The 1,086-nt window shown below is 67.6% G+C and carries 2 protein-coding genes; both read right to left on the reverse strand.

Annotated elements, in window-relative coordinates; genetic code table 11:
• Positions 1-260 (reverse strand): MFS transporter (locus ELR45_RS35530; RefSeq protein WP_165367944.1); only part of this gene is annotated, 260 nt, incomplete at its 3' end.
• Positions 261-331: 71 nt separating this feature from the next.
• A complete protein-coding gene (locus ELR45_RS19815) occupies positions 332-913 on the reverse strand; it encodes a TetR/AcrR family transcriptional regulator (RefSeq protein ID WP_129667901.1) in 582 nt (193 codons plus the stop codon).
• Between the last annotated feature and the right edge of the window lie 173 nt (positions 914-1,086).

Raw genomic sequence — 1,086 nt, forward strand, 5'->3', positions numbered from 1 at the left:
AGCGTCATGCCTGCGACGAGCATCCGCCGCGCGCCCAAGCGGTCGGTCAGCCGGCCGCCGACGAGGAGCAACCCGCCGAAGGAAAGACCGTAGGCGGCGGTCAGCAACGCCAGGTCCGACGCGGAGAGCGCGAACTCGCGCTGGATCGCGGGCAGCGGAACCGTGATCAGTGTGATCGCGGCGATCAGGCCGGCTTGCGCGATGCCCAGGATGGCGAAGCGGCGAGCCGTACTGGAACGATCGGTCAATAATTGACTCATGCGGGTCCCTTGCCGTGCGGTGCGTCGGCGGTGGCTGTGTGGGCGGGTGCAGGCTGGCGGAGGGTTCCGGATCAGGTCAGGAGAGACAAGGCCTGGTCGGCGGCGTCGCGCAGGCGTGCCCCGCCCATGGTTCCTTTGCCGACGAGTCGGACGCCCTGGAGGAAGACGACCAGGAATCGAGCCGTGGCGGTCGGGTCGGTGTCGGCGGCGATCTCCCCCTGCGCGTGGGCGCGGGTGAGGGCGGACGTCAGGGCGGCTTCGAGCGCGCCCCAGGACGTCTCGACATGCTGGGCCACCTGGTGGTCGTGCGGCATGAGCTCGGCGGCGGCGTTCGCGATCATGCAGCCGCGATGTCGCTCGTCGCTGATCGACTCCGTCACGTAGCTTTCCACCAGGGCCCGTACCGCGGGTAGTGCCGGGCCGGGCTGGGAGAGCAGGGTGATCGGGTCCGGGTCTCTGGTCTCCTGGTAGCGGCGGAGCGCCTTGAGGTACAGCTCGTGCTTGCCGCCGAAGGTGGCGTAGAGGCTGGCGCGGCCGATGCCGAGGTGTTCGACGAGGTCAGTCATGGAGGTCGCCTCATAGCCTCGCTCCCAGAACAGTTCCAGCGCGCGCGTCAACGCTGCGTCGGGATCGAACTCCTTGGTGCGTGCCATGTTTCACGACTGTAGAGCAATTGGAATGATCGGTCAATAAAAGAAGTAGGGCGCTTTGCGTAGTGCTCTCTCTGTCCTGCCTTCCAGCGGCGAGGGTGACCGGTGTCACGTGTGTCCCGGGTCACCCGCGGTGTGGCATATGTGCCGCGGGTGACCCGTCGGCGGTGACTCAG

The sequence above is a fragment of the Phytoactinopolyspora endophytica genome (genome assembly GCF_004138495.1).
In the GTDB taxonomy this organism is placed as follows: Bacteria; Actinomycetota; Actinomycetes; order Jiangellales; family Jiangellaceae; genus Phytoactinopolyspora; species Phytoactinopolyspora endophytica.